Annotated in this window: 11 protein-coding genes; all 11 read right to left on the bottom strand. The window is 35.5% G+C overall.

All coding sequences use genetic code 11. From position 1 onward, the window contains the following. The 11 genes from HW347_RS13545 to HW347_RS13495 all read right to left on the bottom strand — a co-directional run bounded on the left by HW347_RS13545 (position 1) and on the right by HW347_RS13495 (position 16,492). Entirely contained in the window at positions 1–756 is a 756-nt protein-coding gene (locus HW347_RS13545; RefSeq protein ID WP_214612352.1) for an SDR family NAD(P)-dependent oxidoreductase, read from the bottom strand. Between the two features lie 41 nt (positions 757–797). Continuing rightward, on the bottom strand, positions 798–2,099 hold the full coding sequence (locus HW347_RS13540) for an MFS transporter (RefSeq protein ID WP_214612351.1): 1,302 nt from the start codon (positions 2,097–2,099) through the stop codon (positions 798–800). 226 nt (positions 2,100–2,325) lie between these two features. Beyond that, positions 2,326–3,054 (bottom strand): FadR/GntR family transcriptional regulator, encoded by a 729-nt coding sequence (locus HW347_RS13535; RefSeq protein WP_214612350.1) that lies wholly within the window; start codon positions 3,052–3,054, stop codon positions 2,326–2,328. Positions 3,055–3,316: 262 nt separating this feature from the next. Next, the gene (locus tag HW347_RS13530) at positions 3,317–4,849 is read right to left on the bottom strand and encodes a RagB/SusD family nutrient uptake outer membrane protein (protein WP_214612349.1); all 1,533 of its coding nucleotides are present in this window, start codon (positions 4,847–4,849) and stop codon (positions 3,317–3,319) included. Positions 4,850–4,860: 11 nt separating this feature from the next. Further along, positions 4,861–7,911: a SusC/RagA family TonB-linked outer membrane protein gene (locus HW347_RS13525; RefSeq protein WP_214612348.1), complete on the bottom strand. Its 3,051-nt coding sequence runs from the start codon at positions 7,909–7,911 to the stop codon at positions 4,861–4,863. Positions 7,912–8,974: 1,063 nt separating this feature from the next. Next, the gene (locus HW347_RS13520) at positions 8,975–10,249 is read right to left on the bottom strand and encodes an Nramp family divalent metal transporter (protein WP_214612347.1); all 1,275 of its coding nucleotides are present in this window, start codon (positions 10,247–10,249) and stop codon (positions 8,975–8,977) included. An 80-nt stretch (positions 10,250–10,329) separates the two neighbouring features. Further along, positions 10,330–12,648, bottom strand: coding sequence for a chondroitinase-B domain-containing protein (locus HW347_RS13515; RefSeq protein ID WP_214612346.1), 2,319 nt, complete (start codon positions 12,646–12,648; stop codon positions 10,330–10,332). A gap of 99 nt (positions 12,649–12,747) precedes the next feature. Beyond that, positions 12,748–13,476: a FadR/GntR family transcriptional regulator gene (locus HW347_RS13510; protein ID WP_214612345.1), complete on the bottom strand. Its 729-nt coding sequence runs from the start codon at positions 13,474–13,476 to the stop codon at positions 12,748–12,750. A 195-nt stretch (positions 13,477–13,671) separates the two neighbouring features. Further along, the gene (locus HW347_RS13505; protein ID WP_225901930.1) at positions 13,672–14,637 is read right to left on the bottom strand and encodes a polysaccharide lyase family 7 protein; all 966 of its coding nucleotides are present in this window, start codon (positions 14,635–14,637) and stop codon (positions 13,672–13,674) included. An 11-nt stretch (positions 14,638–14,648) separates the two neighbouring features. Further along, on the bottom strand, positions 14,649–15,551 hold the full coding sequence (locus HW347_RS13500; RefSeq protein WP_214612344.1) for a polysaccharide lyase family 7 protein: 903 nt from the start codon (positions 15,549–15,551) through the stop codon (positions 14,649–14,651). Positions 15,552–15,559: 8 nt separating this feature from the next. Continuing rightward, positions 15,560–16,492 (bottom strand): PKD domain-containing protein, encoded by a 933-nt coding sequence (locus tag HW347_RS13495; protein WP_214612343.1) that lies wholly within the window; start codon positions 16,490–16,492, stop codon positions 15,560–15,562. Positions 16,493–16,498: the final 6 nt, after the last annotated feature.

The following is a 16,498-nucleotide window of genomic DNA, read 5'->3' as shown; positions in this document are numbered from 1 at the left end:
CTAGATTCCTAAAGCTTGCCCACCACCAATTTGGATAGTTTCAGCTGTAATGAATTTAGCATCTTTGCTAGCTAAGAAAGATACAACACCAGCTACATCTTCTGGCTGACCCAATCTACCTAACATAATGCTGTTTGCCCAAGAAGCAAAAACTTCTGGTTTTGTTGCTTTGATCTGTGCATGAAACGGAGTGTCTATAGTACCTGGAGACACCGCATTTACTCTAATACCATATTCTGCTAAATCTTTTGCTAATGCTTTAGTGATAGCATTAACACCAGCTTTAGATGTTCCGTAGATTCCTGCACCTGGTCCACCAGCTGTCCAAGCTGCGTTAGAAGTATAGTTAATGATAGAGGCATCTTCTCCTTTTTTAAGGTAAGGAATTGCTGCTCTAGATGCAAAGAATGTTGAGTCAAGGTTTAAAGCCATTACAGATCTGTAGAATTCTGTAGTCATTTCTTCAAATCTTGATCTTCCACCTAAACCACCGGCATTGTTTACAAGTGTATCGATTTTTCCGTACTTCTCACCAATTGCTTTTATGTTAGCTGTTACTTCTTCTTCTTTTGTAACATCAAAACCATAATACTCGGCAGTGATACCTTCAGCGGTAAGCTCTTTAACTCTTTGAGCACCAGCTTCATCCTCTATACCGTTCAAAATAACGGTGAAACCATCTTGTCCTAATCTTTTTGCAACTGCAAATCCAATTCCTCCTGTTGCTCCTGTTATTACTGCTACTTTTCCTTTCATCTTTGTGTAAATTACTATTAATTAGTGTTAGTTAATTTGTTTTAATTTTTACTTTTAAGTGGCGCAATATTTGGAATTAAAAACCAAACACTTGCCATTGTAATTATAGCTAACGCAGCACCAATTACAAACGCTGGCGTATAGTTACCTCCTGACGTAAGCCAAGGTACTAATGCTGTCAATCCAAATGCTCCTAATTTAGCAGCCGTACCAGCAAAACCAGAAAGTGTACCTACTGTTTTTCCGCCAAATAAATCACTAGGTAAGGTTTGAACATTTCCAATAGCTGTTTGAAAACCAAATAAAATAAGTGCCATATATATCACGGCTGTTTCTGGTCCACCAGGATTAGCCATTAACAGTAAGAAAGGTAGCATAATTACACATCCAAGGGTAATTACAAACTTTCGTGTTTTATTTACTGTCCAACCTACTTTAATACGATTTTGAGCTAATAGCCCGCCAAACCATGCTCCAAGCATAGCGCCCACATAAGGGACCCAAGCATAAAATCCGATTGATTTTACATCCATGCCATATACTTCGTGCAGGTAAATGGGTATCCAAAAAATAAATAACCACCAAATTGGGTCAAGGGCAGCAGATGCTAGAATTACTCCCCAGCTTTCCTTGTGCTTTAGGATTTGACCGGTATCAGGGTTGTAACCGTCGTCAAATTCTCCATCCTCATCCTCATCTTGGTTCTTCTGTCCCGTTAAGATGTACGTGCGTTCTTCATCTGTTATCCATGGGTGATTTTTAGGCGGAGATTTTACTAAAATCCACCACGGAATAAGCCATAGCAAACCTGTTATACCAACCAATATAAAAATCCAATTCCAGCTAAAATAGACAGATAGTAATCCAATTGTGGGGAAGGCTATGATTCCTCCAATAGCAGCACCTGAATTAAAGAGACCTTGTGCAAATGCTCTTTCCTTTGTTGGAAACCATTCTGCATTTGCTTTAGCTGCCCCTGGCCAGTTTCCAGCTTCTGAAACTCCTAATAAAGAGCGGAAAATACTAAGCGTGAAAATTCCTCTTGCAAAAGCATGTAATGCTGTTGCAATGGACCAAAATCCAATTGACAGCGTAAACCCTATTCTTGTTCCATATTTGTCAAATATCTTTCCGAAAATGGATTGACCAAATGCGTAAGAAAAGATGAACAGTGTGGAGATAAATGCATAAATTTCTTTTCGTTCGTCAGGCGTTTTATCTGGATATAAATCCTCAGCAATGTCTGGCCATAGAACGGGTAATGCTTGTCTATCAATGTAATTGATAACGGTAGCCAAAGCAATTAAAGCTATAACCCACCATCTTAAACTTTTGATTTTCATCTTCGTTCTTTTAAATTGTTCTTAGTATTCAGGCATAGGAATAGCTAGCCTGATTTTTGAAAATAGGAGGTGAGCGATTCTAAATGACTGTATTTAAATAACTTAAATACTTTGTAAATAATTAGGATAAGATGTGTACGGCTTTAACCGTTTACCTTCATTAAATAAGTAGTTTTTAAGTATTAGTTTTCCTTCAGTATGTATTAAAAGGACAAATTGTGCACTTTTATCCTTTCTTTAATTTTATTTTTCGGTCTTCACCGTAGATGTAATCGTACAATTTACTAAAGTGTACTTTCATCGTCTCTTTGGCTAATTTTGGATCTTGATTTAAGATAGCCATGTATATGTCTTCGTGCTTTTTGACTTCTGATAAGGCTACATCACCTTTACAGACAGGGTCTTTAGCATAAGCAACTATAATCTCTGGCGTTATAAGTAGCATGAGTGTGTTCATGGTACTGTTCTTACTTGCAGCTGCTACTGCTAAATGAAAAAGCAAATCTTCTTCTAGACAATCCTCACCAGCAATCATCTTTATTTTATAGGCATTCAAAGCAGACTTAATTCTTTCTAAATCCTCATCTGTTCTTCTAATGGCCGCTAATTTTACCGTTTTTAGTTCAAGTAAAATACGGGTCTCTACCAGTGATTTAAAATCTTGTTCTTCTAAACTTAGAATATCATCGATCATACCATTCATGGCAATTTGACCGATATTTGAAATAAAAGTTCCGCTTTGCGGTTTGGAATTTAATATTCCATAAAACTCCAGTTTTTGGATTGCTTCACGAACACTACTTCTGCTGACTTCAAATTTCTCAGATAGTACTCTCTCAGCAGGTAACTTATCACCTGGTTCAAGATTTTTATAGTTAATGAGATCACGAATTTTTGAAATGATATTATTTTGTATTTCTCTGTTTTCGTGCTTAGTCAGGATTTCTAATTTCATAGGGGACAGTATGTTGAAAATTGGTTAACCAGATTGGTTTGTTAAAAATAATTAAAACAAATGTACTAAAAAAGTATTTTTTGCTTTAAAGAGTTCGGTTTCTACAGGGTCTGGAGATTTTAAAAATTTTACCGACTCGTGGTGAGCGAGTCGGCAAAATTACTCTCAATCTAACTCAAAACAACATTCTTCGTATTCTTTATTTCCCTTTACGGGTATCTATTATAATTAGTCTTTATATTTATATTATTAATCAAGGGTATTAGTATCCTGGATTTTGTGTTAAGTTTGGATTTCTTTCTAACTCATCTTCAGGTAATGGCATTAAGTAATCATCTGCGGTAAAGAATGGCTTTTCGCCTTCTAATCCTGAAGGACCAAATGCTTGTGCACCAATTTTTCTTCTTGCAATGTCATACCATCTAATACCTTCAAAGGCAAACTCTAATCTACGTTCTTCTAATACATCTTCTACAGTTACCGTTCCAGTAAGGTCTGCAGGTTCAGCACTTGGAGCTATAGAAACTGCAACGCCGCCACTTTGAGTATCACCACCCATTCTAGCTCTAGCTCTTACTTCATTAATGTACATAAGAGCAGATGCGTTATCTCCTAATTCTACGGCTGCTTCTGAAGCAATTAACAATACTTCCGCATAACGTATCATAGAATAGTTATGACTTGTTGCTCTTGCATTTCCTCTAGCAAAAGGTCCAGGAAAACGAGTGTATTTAGCAACGTAAGGCTGGTTTTTAGCGAATTGGTGACCGCTAACAATAAAATTGGTATAAGGTTCTAAGTTGCCATCAATAAAGGCTCCATCATCCATGCTTACCGCTCTTCTGTAATCTGCTGGGTCCCAAGTTTCATAAACGGCTAAAGCAGGAACGGCAACTGACCATCCACCACCGGAATTTCTGTCGTCTCCTCTGATACCTGTCATTGGTGCTATTTGATCATAAGCATTATTAGGAGCTTCAACATTGTTGTAGTCTAAAGCAAATATTGGTTCTAAAGATGCATCTATTTTCTCTGCGTTAAACAGATTTTGAAAATCAGGATCTAAAGCTAATCCATAAGCTCCTGCATTATCAATAACTTCTTTAGCTTCATCAAAAGCATTTTGCCATTCGCCCATAGTTAAATACACTAAAGCTAAATAAGAACTTGCTGCTGATTTTGCTGGTATAGCTCTTGAAACCTGTGTGTCTGGCAACCAAGCTTTAGCAAATTCTAAATCTGAAATAATATTTTCATAAACCTCTGATGCCGGAGTTTTAGCTAGAGTAGAAATTTCTACGGTATTTTCAGGTGTTATTGGCTCGTCGATATAAGGAACATCTCCAAATTGTCTTACCAAATGAAAATAATAGAATGCTCTTGCAAAATAAGCTTGGGCAGTTACCGGGTTTTTAGATTCATCAGGTAAATCTACCTCTTCAGCCCCCGCAATTGTTAAGTTAGCGGCAGCGATTCCCTCATAAGTTTTAGGCCAAAACTCACTAATCATTCCGTTACTTGCTAACGTAGTTAGTTCATCTTGTTCTACACGTCTTGTTTCATTAGAGGCAAGACCAACCATATCTGAACGTAACATTAGGGCTACGGAAAGCTTCCTTCCCCAGAACTTTTCATTGATAGCTGCTGTAAAAGCACCATTTGCGGAAGTTTGTATCTCTTTAGTAGATTGAAAGAAACCATCTGGAGACAATACACCTACAGGCTCTTCTTCTAAATCTGAACATCCTACTATTGATAATCCTATCAATAAGAATAAATATTTATATGCTTTCATAAATGTATTTTTTAAAATTTTAAGTTAAGGCTTATGTTAACTGTTCTTACAGTTGGATAGTTTCCAAAATCGAATCCTTGAGCTGTATTGCTAGATACGTTATTGTCACCATTAGATCCAGAATAGTTTACTTCAGGGTCTAAGCCAGAGTAATTTGTAAATGTCAGTAAGTTCTGAGCGCTAACAGCTATTCTAAGATTCTCAAGACCAAATTTTTCTATAACATCAGAAGGTATATTATATCCTAATGCAATGTTCTTTAATCTTATATAGCTACCATCTTCTACAAAACGAGAAGAAATTTCTCTGTTACTGTTATTTCCTACGCGAGGTTGGTTCGTGTTAGTATTTGAACTTGTCCAAGCATTATTAAAATAATCTCTAGTAGTATTAGCATCCCCATTGTTCAACTGTACATTGGTCATGTTGAAAATATCACCACCCTGTGAACCTTGGAAGAAGATACTTAAATCAAGATTTTTGTAACTGAAGTTATTGGTGAAACCAAAAGTGTAGTCAGGGTTAGGATTACCTATTGTTGTTCTATCATCTTCTGAAATATCTCCACTATTATCTAAATCTGCAAACAATGGGTCACCTGCTATACCACCAGATAAAGTAGATGTTCCTGCTGGTAAAGCACCTCCTTGGTATACACCTGCATACTCATAGCCCCAAAAAAGACCAACTTCTTCTCCTACTCTTAAGACATAACTCCTGTCATTACTAAAGTAACTTGGAGCGGCATCAAAGAATAAATCAGCATCGTTTATTAAAGCGGATACTTCATTCTTATTAGCGGACAAGTTAAAATCTGTAGTCCAGCTAAAATTATCGTTAGAAACGTTTCTTGTGCTTATAGAAATTTCAAATCCTTTATTATTAATTTCTCCTAAGTTTGTTAAAATCTCATTATTTGAGAAGCCAAAATATTCAGGGATACTGTTATTTCCCAAAATTAAATCTTTAGTATCTATGTTATAGTAATCTAATGATAACGAAACTTTATTACTGAATAAACCAACGTCTAAACCAAAATTAGTTTGGTAAGATGATTCCCATTTTAAATCTGAGTTAGCAGGTTGCTCTGGTGTAATAGCATGTACCGTTTGCCCATTACTAGAAGCATAAATACTTTGAATCTTTGCTAATGATTGGTAAGGGCTAATTGACGGGTTACCTGTAACACCGTAACTTGCTCTTAACTTTAAGTTAGAAACAGTTTCACTATCCTTTAAGAAGTTCTCGTTAGAAATTTTCCAACCTAAGGCTGCAGATGGGAAAATAGCATATTTTTCATTTTCAGAAAAGTTAGAAGCACCATCTCTTCTTACTGTTGCAGTTAATAAATATTTGTCGTCATAATCATAATTCACTCTACCAAACTGAGATTGAATTTCTGTTTCTTCCAAATATGCATCAGGCTGTAATGTGTTTAAAACAGTACCTAAACCGTAGTAAGAAAAAGCATCTGAAATGATACCTGTACCAGCAACAAAAGACTCATTTGTTTTTGTTTTTTGATAAGAATAACCAGCTAACAAGGTTAAACTTCCTTTTCCAATTTCATTTTTGTAAGTCAAATAATTTTCACTTAAAAGATTTGTTTCTGTACCATTTGTAAAGCTAGCTCTTCCGCCTACACCACCTGCGGTGATTGTTAACGTAGATGGTTGGTATATACCTCTAGTTTGGTTTTGAGTACTTAGGCCAAAGGTTGTTTTAAACGCTAGGTTTTTTAAGATATCATAATTGGCGTAGAAATTTGCTCTAAAGTTATCTGTAACAGTTTCGTCGTCCCTTACTGTAGCAACAGCATATGGATTATCTACTTCATCACCTACCTTATCATTTGTTGTAAAAGTACCGTCTTCATTATAGATTCCTTTATCTGGTGCAAAACGCATTGCTAAAGAAATTACATCATCTCCACCTACGGTAACAGAACCATTTGATTGTGTAGCAACTCCATTTTTAGTACCTCTACTTCCAAAAAGATTAAGGCCTAATTTTAATTTATCAGTTACTTGAGCATCTAAGTTTGTTAAAAATGTGGCTCTTTCAAAACCTGAATTAACAAGAATACCATCCTGTTTAAAATAGTTGCCAGAAGCATAGAAGTTCATTTTTTCTGTACCACCAGAAAAAGAAAGTTGGTGATTAGAAGTACTACCAGTTGTATAAATTAAGTCTTGCCAATCTGTATTTGCTGATTGCTGCGTGTATATGGCAGGAGCTTCTCCTTCTGTTAGGGCACGGTTATTATTTACTTGTTGTTGATATGTTGCAAATTCACCTGCATTTAATAAATCCAATCTATTAGCCGTATTTTGAATAGCGTAAGTAGAATTTAGTTCAACAGTTAGTTTGCCACTTCTACCTTTTTTAGTAGTTACTAAAACAACACCGTTTGAACCTCTAGAACCATATATAGCAGTTGCAGAAGCATCTTTTAAAACTTCTAAGGATTGAATGTCACTTGGTTGAGGCATTGTTGCTCCTACGAAACCATCTACAACGATAAGCGGAGAACTATTTGCACTAATTGAAGTGTTACCTCTAATCTTTATACTGATAGGAGCCCCTGGCTCACCACCGTTATTTGATTGCACAACCACACCAGCGGCACGACCTTGAAGTGCTTGGGCAGCATCCAATACAGGAAATGCATTTAATTCTTCAGACTTAACTGAAGATACAGAACCTGTTATGTCGCTCTTTTTTCGAGCACCATAACCTACTACGACAACCTCTTCAAGAAGGCTTGCGTCTGTAGCAAGAATAACATTAAGAGTTTCTTGACCATCCACAGTTACTGTTTTAGTGGAAAAGCCTAAGGATGAAATTTCCAATACATCGCCATTGGTAACTTCAATAGAATAATTACCGTCAAAATCGGTAGATGTTCCTGTTGTTGTGTTTTGAATAATTACACTAGCCCCAGGAACAGGTACATTCGTATCATCAGATACGGTACCGGTCAAAGTGTAACCGTCTTGTGCAAATAGCGAGATATTGAAACACAATAACGCTATAAGTGTTAGTTGAGATTTAAAATTCATTTGTTTAATGTTAAGTTAGTAATGTTAATTAGTTTTAGGCCAAGCGCCTAAATGAGAGTCTTGTTTAATCTTCAATTCACTAAGTGCAGTACTCATTAATGTCTCTGAATTATTTATAATCTTACAATGAGCGTGCGTAGTAAAAAGTACATGTTCTAAGTGTTACTTTCCTTCATAAAGAAGTGATTTTAGTAAAAATTATGGGTTAGACCCATCCTTTTTTCATTTCAGTTCGTTACAGTTTCATAAAGTGTCTTTTTGATAAATATTAGTCAAAAATTGTTAAATTCAATTGGTTTTCCATACTGGTTTACCAAATTGGTTTACCAAATATAACTTAATACTTTGTTAAACAAAAATTAATATCAAGAAATTTGGTAGTGTACATTATCTAGTTGACATTATAAAGAACTGCTATATGCTAAATTGGCAATTATCTGTTGCTGAGGTATAACAAAAGAAATTCTTTAGCTTTTATTTGAATTGGTGCTAGTGGAAAGTGATATCTATAGATGCTAGTTAGGGTAGGGTATGGGTAATTTTTTGCCCTCACTTCTATCCTTAATGTGGGAAGTTACTATTTTTCTATACCTAGCTCCTGTTAGTACGGAGCGTGTGTATGACAAACGGAGTTGGTTGTACGGGATTAGGACTAATTAAAGTTTATATTAATTTACTAAAATTTACATAAACGGATTGCTTTTGAATTTTGCCCAGACTATTTCTTTGGTAGTTTTAGAATCTTTTACAAGTTCCATTAAGAAAAGAACCCCATTTATATCAGCTGACATCCTGAGACAAAATATAAGGATTATAGTTGTTCTTGGACCAGAATAGATGTTATGGTTCGAATTTTTACTTATATAATAAGCTCAATTTTTTTTGTAAGTGGAATTGTAGGATGCGGGCGCCATTACTAACGGTTTCCTGCAGGTTATTTTCTGAGCTAGCTGTAGTTAACGTTTGATAGCATTTATTTTCAGCTAGCAGATTTAAGAATGACTCACTTTAGATTCGATTCTGCACTTTTTAGAAGTGCATATACGGAAAGGTGTTATTTCTTTTAGAAATATTCTACTAGTGCTATAACACCATTGTATGAAATAACACAAGAGAAAAATAAAGCAGCGAATAATCCTATGTTCAATGGAAGCTTGGCTTTATGTTCTTTCATAAGCTTTGCATTATTGATGAGTAGAATAATACCAAGTATCACCAATGGAAGTACAAAGACATTAAAAACCTGAGAAAGAATTTGCATTTCTATTGGGTTAGCTCCAAAAGCAGGAACTATTAAAGCGAACAAACAAGCTATTCCTGTTATGATTTTAAACTGCTTTGAAGTAGTATCCAACTCACCAGATTGATAATCCGAGAGTAAAATAGGGGCAATTAATAAGCATGGGAAAATAGAAGAAAGTCCAGCACTTAGCGTTCCGAAAAAGAAAAGTGTAAGGGCAAATTTACCAGCTACCGGCTCAAGTGTATTTACCATATCCAATACTTGGGTGACAGGTTGTCCTTCATGGAACAATGCTCCACAAGCCACAGCCATCACAGAAGCACTAATTATAAAAACCAAAGAGGCCGCTATAATAGCATCTTTCTTTTGTTGTTTAAGATTTTTCATAGTCCATCCCTTCCCTTTTACAAATAGAGGGCGAGAAAGAAATGTGGCTGCTGCCATGGTAGTTCCAACAAAGGCCGCTACCATCATACTACCACCTTGTACTTTGGGCACAGAAGGTATAAGACCTTGGGCAATTTCTATAGGCAAAGGGAAAACCATAAAGAGAGATATGAAGAAAGAAAGTCCCATAATGGTTACGAAAATCACTAGTATTTTTTCAAAGAAAACATACTTCCCTATCAGTAGAAAACGATACATAATAGCAATTACCACAATGGCAATTGTAAGAACCAATTCATATTTGTGATCAACTAAAGAAGGAAAATATATAACGAATATCTCAAAAATGATATTAGCCGAAATTCCTAGAATACCCATTAGTGAGTTCCATTGGCCAAATGATACACCCAAAATTATGAGAATAGCAATTGGCTTGCCCCATTTAATGTGTTTTTTAAAAGCGTATAGTGCAGTTTCGCCGGTCACCAAAGCATAATTGCCATAGGCATACATGAGCATGCCCGAAAATATACAACTCAAAACCAAAACCCATAATAATTGCATGCCATACGTACTACCGGCAACAATCATAGAAGTTACACTACCAGTGCCAATGGTGTAACCAATAGCGAAAATTCCTGGGCCAAAAGCTAGGACTAAAGCAAGAATTTTTTTAATGAATGATGTTTTAGCGATTTGGTTTTCCATTGTTTAATTTTTTGATAAGATGATTGGCGTATGATTTGGCAACTCCACTCCGTAGTTGTCTTTATTTTGTAATCAATTTATTAATATAGTATCTTAAGTTTTTGCTGCTCTTCAACCTTGATTTTTCCAGAATTTGTTAAAGTATTGTTCAAGTGATGATTGTTCTTTTCTCCCCATAGTAGCGCAACAAGTTCAACAGGGTTATTTTTGAAGGTATTGTTTTTAATGGTCACATTGATAATACCTCTGGTTTTTATTAAGATGTCGTTTTTTTCATTTTTACCACTATCTGTGAAGGTGCTATTTGTGACAGATAAAAATCCACCTATGGTTGATTCATCATAACCTCCCCGATAGAAATTAATGATATTGCTTTGCACATTTTCAAATATACAGTGGTCAACAGATACCATTTCGGCATTATAATCGCCTTTGTCCTCAGCGGCTAATTCAATCCCGTTTTGGCAATTTTTGATTATCGTTTTCTTAAAATTGATAGTGTCAGCAAAAGACCCTTTATAAGCTCTTAGAACGTAACCAAAATCCTCGATCACACAATTCTCAACATACAAGTTATAAGCCGAAGCCATATTTATCTTTAAAGGAGCAAAGGCATACTTGCTTTGTTCACCTTTTAGTATGAGACTTTCTAACCTGATGGTTCCTTTAGGCTTCATTTCAAAAGCTACAGAATCTTTCATTCCTGTGAATACCAGTTCTGCTCTATTTTTAGAATCTTTAGAACGAAGCGTAATTTCCTTATCTATTTTAAGTGAAGAGGGGAGGGTATATAATGCATCACTTAACTCAATAATATCTCCTGAAGCCGCTTCGCTAATTTTTTCGGCAAGCTGGCCAACCGCAGATGAAGCGGTCAATATTTTTGGCTCAATATTTATTTTTTCGGTTGAAAACCACTTTGGTCCATATTTCTTCTTGTCAATTTTAAATTTTTCAGCTGTTGCGGTTTGGTTAATTGCACCAATGCTATTCTTTTCCGTTCTTGATGCTCCAAAAATATCGTGGTTAATTTTAGCAAAATCGTAGCCAGTATAAACATCCTCCATAATTTTGTTTTCGGAATCAGCCGGAGCATATAGCCACTCGTTAATCTTATTCATTTTTATAGCTCCATCTTGTAGAACATCATATTCAGAATAATCTTCACTAGCATTATCTATGATGTTATTCTTAAATAGAACTCCTTCCATGGTACTATGGTTTATTACTGGAGTTTCATCTATTTTCGTATTATAAATGATATTATTGGCTACAATAGTTCGTATAGGTGGCGCCGAACGAATTTCACTTGGAGGGAGTACATCGGCACTTTCAAGATTCTGACCAACCCCAATTTGCCATGGAGATTTACAATCTATCCAAGTATTATAGGCCACAACAACATCACTAACTTGTAAGTACCGGTTTAAAGGTGTCATTGGAATACCATTCATAATAGCAAGTGGACTTCTGAATTGCTTTCCTTTAATTTTGTAGAAATAATTATTGGTAATCCAGTGCCCGGTGTTCACTATTCGGATTCCTCCATAAAAGTCAGATTCATCGCCGCCAATAAAAATGTTTGCATCTACAGTGGCGTAGCTCCCATGTCTTAATACTAGGGAACCTTCGCACTTATAGAAAATATTATTCTTGAATGTATTAAAATTTGTCTTGTCGGAGATAATCTCAACCTCGCCATTACAAGCTTCGAAATAATTATCAGACACGTTCGTAAAACTAGGGGAGACTCTTGTTTTACTATCTCCAATCCGTATAGTTTCGGCTCTAGGACCTCCTTTTCTAGGACGTGGACCAAAGTAGTTATTTACGATTTGGTGGTGATTATTAATATGCTCATTACCGGTAAAAAATACTCTTACCGTTTCGCCGTCGTTAGATTTTCCTGAGAGATAAGAATGATCTAGCTGGTTGTGTTTGCCGTAAAATTCAACCCAGCGATCATTTGTTAACCTATTTGGTTTTGTAAAATCTTCAATAACAGTATTGGTAACCCTACAGTTAAAGGCAATACTATCCTCGCTTATCATATAGCGAATAATAGAATTTTTGGGTGAATACCCGTTTCTGAAGTATAGTCCGTCAATTATTAAATGTTCGCCTCCCAGATGAAGATAGGACTCTCCCTCAATAAAAACTTTACCCGGAGTTTCTGCTCGTAAGTTGATGGGTTGTTCTTTTGTGCCTTTCCCAAAAAATATGATTGGAACATCTTTCCAAACTCCATTGGCCATTACAATATTATCTCCTGGCATAGCTTTGTTGAGTGCTCCTTGCAATTCCGGGATGTCTCTTACATAGACGTTTTGAAGGTTTGAATTTTCTCCACAAGAAAAGAGTAGAAGAGTAATACCTAGTATTAATAATTTGACTTTCATTATTTAATTTTCATTCGCTCTAGACCATGAGTAAGATAGTGAGTGTCTCTAGGTATCTTCCGTTATATTAGGCAAATAATTTGAAGTATTTATGGAACCTTATTTTCTTTTTAACTTAATATCTCGGTCCTTTCCATAGATGTAATCGTATAGTTTACTAAAGTGTGCTTTCATCTTTTCTTTAGCTAATTTTGGGTCTTGGTTTAAGATGGCCGAATAAATGTCTTCATGCTTTTTAATTTCAGATAAGGCAACGTCTCCTTCACAGACACGGTCCTTGTCATAAGCAACGATAATCTCTGGAGTGATAAGTAACATGAGTGTGTTTATGGTGCTATTCTTACTCGCAGAAGCTACGGCTAAGTGAAATAGCAAATCTTCTTCTAGGCAATCCTCACCAGATAGCATCTTCTTATTGTACGCATCCAAAGCAAACTTAATGCGTTCTAAATCTTCATCAGTTCTTCTGATGGCCGCTAATTTTACTGTTTTAAGTTCAAGTAGAATTCGGGTCTCTACTAAAGAAACAAAGTCTTGTTCTTCTAAACTTGTAATATCATCGATCATGCCGTTCATGGCAATCTGACCAATGTTAGAAATGAAAGTTCCGCTTTGCGGTTTGGAATTTAAAATCCCATAAAATTCAAGTTTCTGAATGGCTTCACGTACGCTAGTTCTACTGACATCAAATTTTTCGGATAGTACTCTTTCAGCAGGTAATTTATCACCTGGCTCAAGATTTTTGTAATTAATGAGGTCACGAATTTTTGAGATAATCCCATTTTGGATTTCCCTATTTTCTTGTTTTGTTAGTATTTCTAACTTCATATCGCGTGTGCAGTTCAAAAAATTATTAGGTCTAATAGAATAATAAAGAATAAACTATGTAAGTGTAGTTTTTATAGCGTTTTGATGTTTTTGAAATTTTACCGACCCGTGGTGAGCGGGCCAGCAAAATTACTCTCAACTAACTCAAAACAACTCAATTTCTATGCTTTAACCTGTATTGTATTATAAAACTATCTAATGTGTAACTTCTAAGTTGTAAAACTTAACTCTTGCGAAACTACCTTCATCTTTAGTTTGTAGATAGTTTCCTGCTTTAAAGTAATTTTCGAAAACGCCCCATTTTTCCATATGAATATCTTCGTAAATAATGGACTCTGTTTCATTCAAAATGATTTCCAGTCTACCTTCTGAAGCAATTATTTCTAAAATGAATTTGTTAGTTCCAATTTCTTCTGAAAAAGTATAGCCGTCATTATCACTCCAGGCATCCGTATGTAGTATTTCTTCATCAGATGCAGTGAGGTCATTAAGCACTTTGGTTAATACCCTGATTTTTCCATTCTGCCAATAAATTTTTAAAATTGGTGGCGCATTATTATCATCTTCTTCTATTAAATCTCGCTGGGCATTAGTAAGTCTACCGTGTATTTGCATAATTATGGTACGGTGATATTTACCTTCAGCATCTTTTGAAATTTCATCAACGGCCAAAGTTCCTTTCATAGTTCCACCTTCGGTAAAAGTCCAGTTTGTGCTATTACTTCCTGGAACGAGTTGCTCTCTCAGCTCTGTTCGCGAGTAAGAAGAATTGTTGGTTGATGAACCTGGCGATGTATAAAAAACCAGTGCTCCATCTGTTGAGTCATTATACATATATGGTAGTAAGCGATCATCAGTAGCGTAGTCAGATATTTCTGGTGGCTCTACTTCATCTGGACTACCAGTTGGGAGGGTAACTTTCCAATTACTTAAATCAATATTTGGTAATAAAAATGTTTCTTCAACAACCTCTTCAGGTGTCTCTTCTATAATTTCAACTTCTTCTTGAATCTCTTCTTGTTCAACCATTTCCTCTTCAACCTCTTTTTCAATAGCATCAGAAGAATTGTCGCAACTCCATAAACTGAACAGTACAATAAGAAACAAGCAATTTTTAATAATTGCTTGTTTAAAAAAATATTGAACACTGTTGAAATTCATAAGTATTGTTATTAATGGTTTACTTCAAGTTCATAAAAACTAACTTTAGCAAAAGAACCTTCATCCCTGCTTTGAAAATAATTACCTGCTTTGAAGTAATTTTCGAAAATGCCCCAACGTTTCATATTGAAATCATCATAAACGGCGAATTCAGTTTTGTTTAATGAAACCACCATTTTTCCATCGGAAACTTTCACTTCAATCTGAAATTTTCTAAAACCTACTTCTTCTTCAAAATTGAATCCTTCATCATCTGTCCAAGCCTCTTCATGTAATATTCCTATTGAATTTGCACCTGCGTATTTTAGTTTTTTGGTCTTAACTCTAACCTTACCATTCTGCCAGTAAATCTTTAATACTGGAGGGGCGTTATTGTCTTTCTGGCCAATTAAATCTCGTTGTTCATTTGTTAGACGTCCATGTATTTGCAAAATGATAATTTTATGATATTTACCATTTTCATCACGAGAAACTTCATCAACAGCAAGTTTTGCTTTTAATGATCCTCCTTGTTTAAAAGTCCAATTTGTATTATCGTCACCTGGAACCATTTGTTCTCTAAGTTCTGATCTGGAATATTTTGTATTGGCTGTAGTAGCTGAGGTAGGGTAGGCATAAAATGTTAGCGCTCCTTTTGTAGAGTCATTATACATATAAGGTTTTAAAGTCTTATTTGTAGCATAATTTAAAATCTCTGGTGGCTCAACACTAATTGCTCCTCCTTTTCCTGTACCCTCTGGTATGGTAACTTTCCAATAACTAAGATCTATTTTAGAAAGTTTAACCTTCTTTTTTTTAGACTTTTCTTTTTTAATTTTTGTATCTGTTCCGTGCCTTGTCGTTTGACAAGACACGTTCACAGATACAAGTATAATTACTATGACAGATAATTTATATTTTAGAAAACTAGTCATTTCTAAAATTAATCTACTGGGTAAACTTTAACATTATCTACATAAGCATCAACAGGTGTAACCCCATATATCCAAATTGAAATTTCACCAGAAGCATTAGATGTGAATTGTTCTTTTACTAAAGTAAAAGATGTTTTTCCACCAGCATTGGTTCCAACATGACTTGCACGTGCACCTGCCTCAGAACTAGCAACAGCATCAACACCATCAGCAAAATGACCATCCAATATTTCACCAACTATTCTTCTTCCTCCTGTTGGATCAGTAGCCGTGTCATCTTTTATGGCATATTCATATTCTAAAATATATTCTGTATTAGGAGTAACAGTTAATGCTTGGTATGCATATCTAGTACTAGCACTTACCCATTCGCCAGCTGAAGTTCCTTGTGTCCATTTTGCACCAGCAGTTTTAGAACCATTATCCGAACCGTCATAATTAAAGAAAGAACCATCACTACTACCATTAAAAGGATCTCTTGTTCCTCCAGTAAAATCTGCAATCTTCCAATCATCCTGTCCATTTGCAAAATCTCCATTCAAAATTTCTGGTATAATCGCTGCAGGTTCTTCTGGCTCAACAACTTCAATTTCCAAAGTAGAAGTACTCGTTACTCCTAAATTATCCGAAGCGGTTAACGTAACAATATAAGTTCCTACGGTTGAATATGTATTCATTCCATCAACACCACCTGAGGCGTTACCATCTCCATAACTCCATGTATAAGCTGTAGCACTAGAAGAAGTGTTACCAAAAGTATATGTTAAATAATCTTCTGTTTCCGTTGCGGAAAAACTAGCACTTGGAGGTGTTTCATCAGCCTTTGAATTAGCTTCTGGTAAATCGTAACTTAAACTGTCAATTGTCGGGTCGCATGAAGACACAATTGCCAACAGAGATAGCGATGCTATAAGTTTATTTATTGATTTTATATTTTCCATTTTTAA

It is taken from the genome of Zobellia barbeyronii (assembly GCF_018603515.1).
GTDB lineage: Bacteria > Bacteroidota > Bacteroidia > Flavobacteriales > Flavobacteriaceae > Zobellia > Zobellia barbeyronii.
This window is presented reverse-complemented; position numbering and strand designations above follow the sequence as displayed.

Excerpts from the sequence above, each read along its gene's own strand:
- HW347_RS13545 (WP_214612352.1), bottom strand. The coding sequence starts at position 756 with ATGAAAGGAAAAGTAGCAGTAATAACAGGAGCAACAGGAGGAATTGGA.
- HW347_RS13540 (WP_214612351.1), bottom strand. The coding sequence starts at position 2,099 with ATGAAAATCAAAAGTTTAAGATGGTGGGTTATAGCTTTAATTGCTTTG.
- HW347_RS13535 (WP_214612350.1), bottom strand. The coding sequence starts at position 3,054 with ATGAAATTAGAAATCCTGACTAAGCACGAAAACAGAGAAATACAAAAT.
- HW347_RS13530 (WP_214612349.1), bottom strand. The coding sequence starts at position 4,849 with ATGAAAGCATATAAATATTTATTCTTATTGATAGGATTATCAATAGTA.
- HW347_RS13525 (WP_214612348.1), bottom strand. The coding sequence starts at position 7,911 with ATGAATTTTAAATCTCAACTAACACTTATAGCGTTATTGTGTTTCAAT.
- HW347_RS13520 (WP_214612347.1), bottom strand. The coding sequence starts at position 10,249 with ATGGAAAACCAAATCGCTAAAACATCATTCATTAAAAAAATTCTTGCT.
- HW347_RS13515 (WP_214612346.1), bottom strand. The coding sequence starts at position 12,648 with ATGAAAGTCAAATTATTAATACTAGGTATTACTCTTCTACTCTTTTCT.
- HW347_RS13510 (WP_214612345.1), bottom strand. The coding sequence starts at position 13,476 with ATGAAGTTAGAAATACTAACAAAACAAGAAAATAGGGAAATCCAAAAT.
- HW347_RS13505 (WP_225901930.1), bottom strand. The coding sequence starts at position 14,637 with ATGAATTTCAACAGTGTTCAATATTTTTTTAAACAAGCAATTATTAAA.
- HW347_RS13500 (WP_214612344.1), bottom strand. The coding sequence starts at position 15,551 with ATGACTAGTTTTCTAAAATATAAATTATCTGTCATAGTAATTATACTT.
- HW347_RS13495 (WP_214612343.1), bottom strand. The coding sequence starts at position 16,492 with ATGGAAAATATAAAATCAATAAATAAACTTATAGCATCGCTATCTCTG.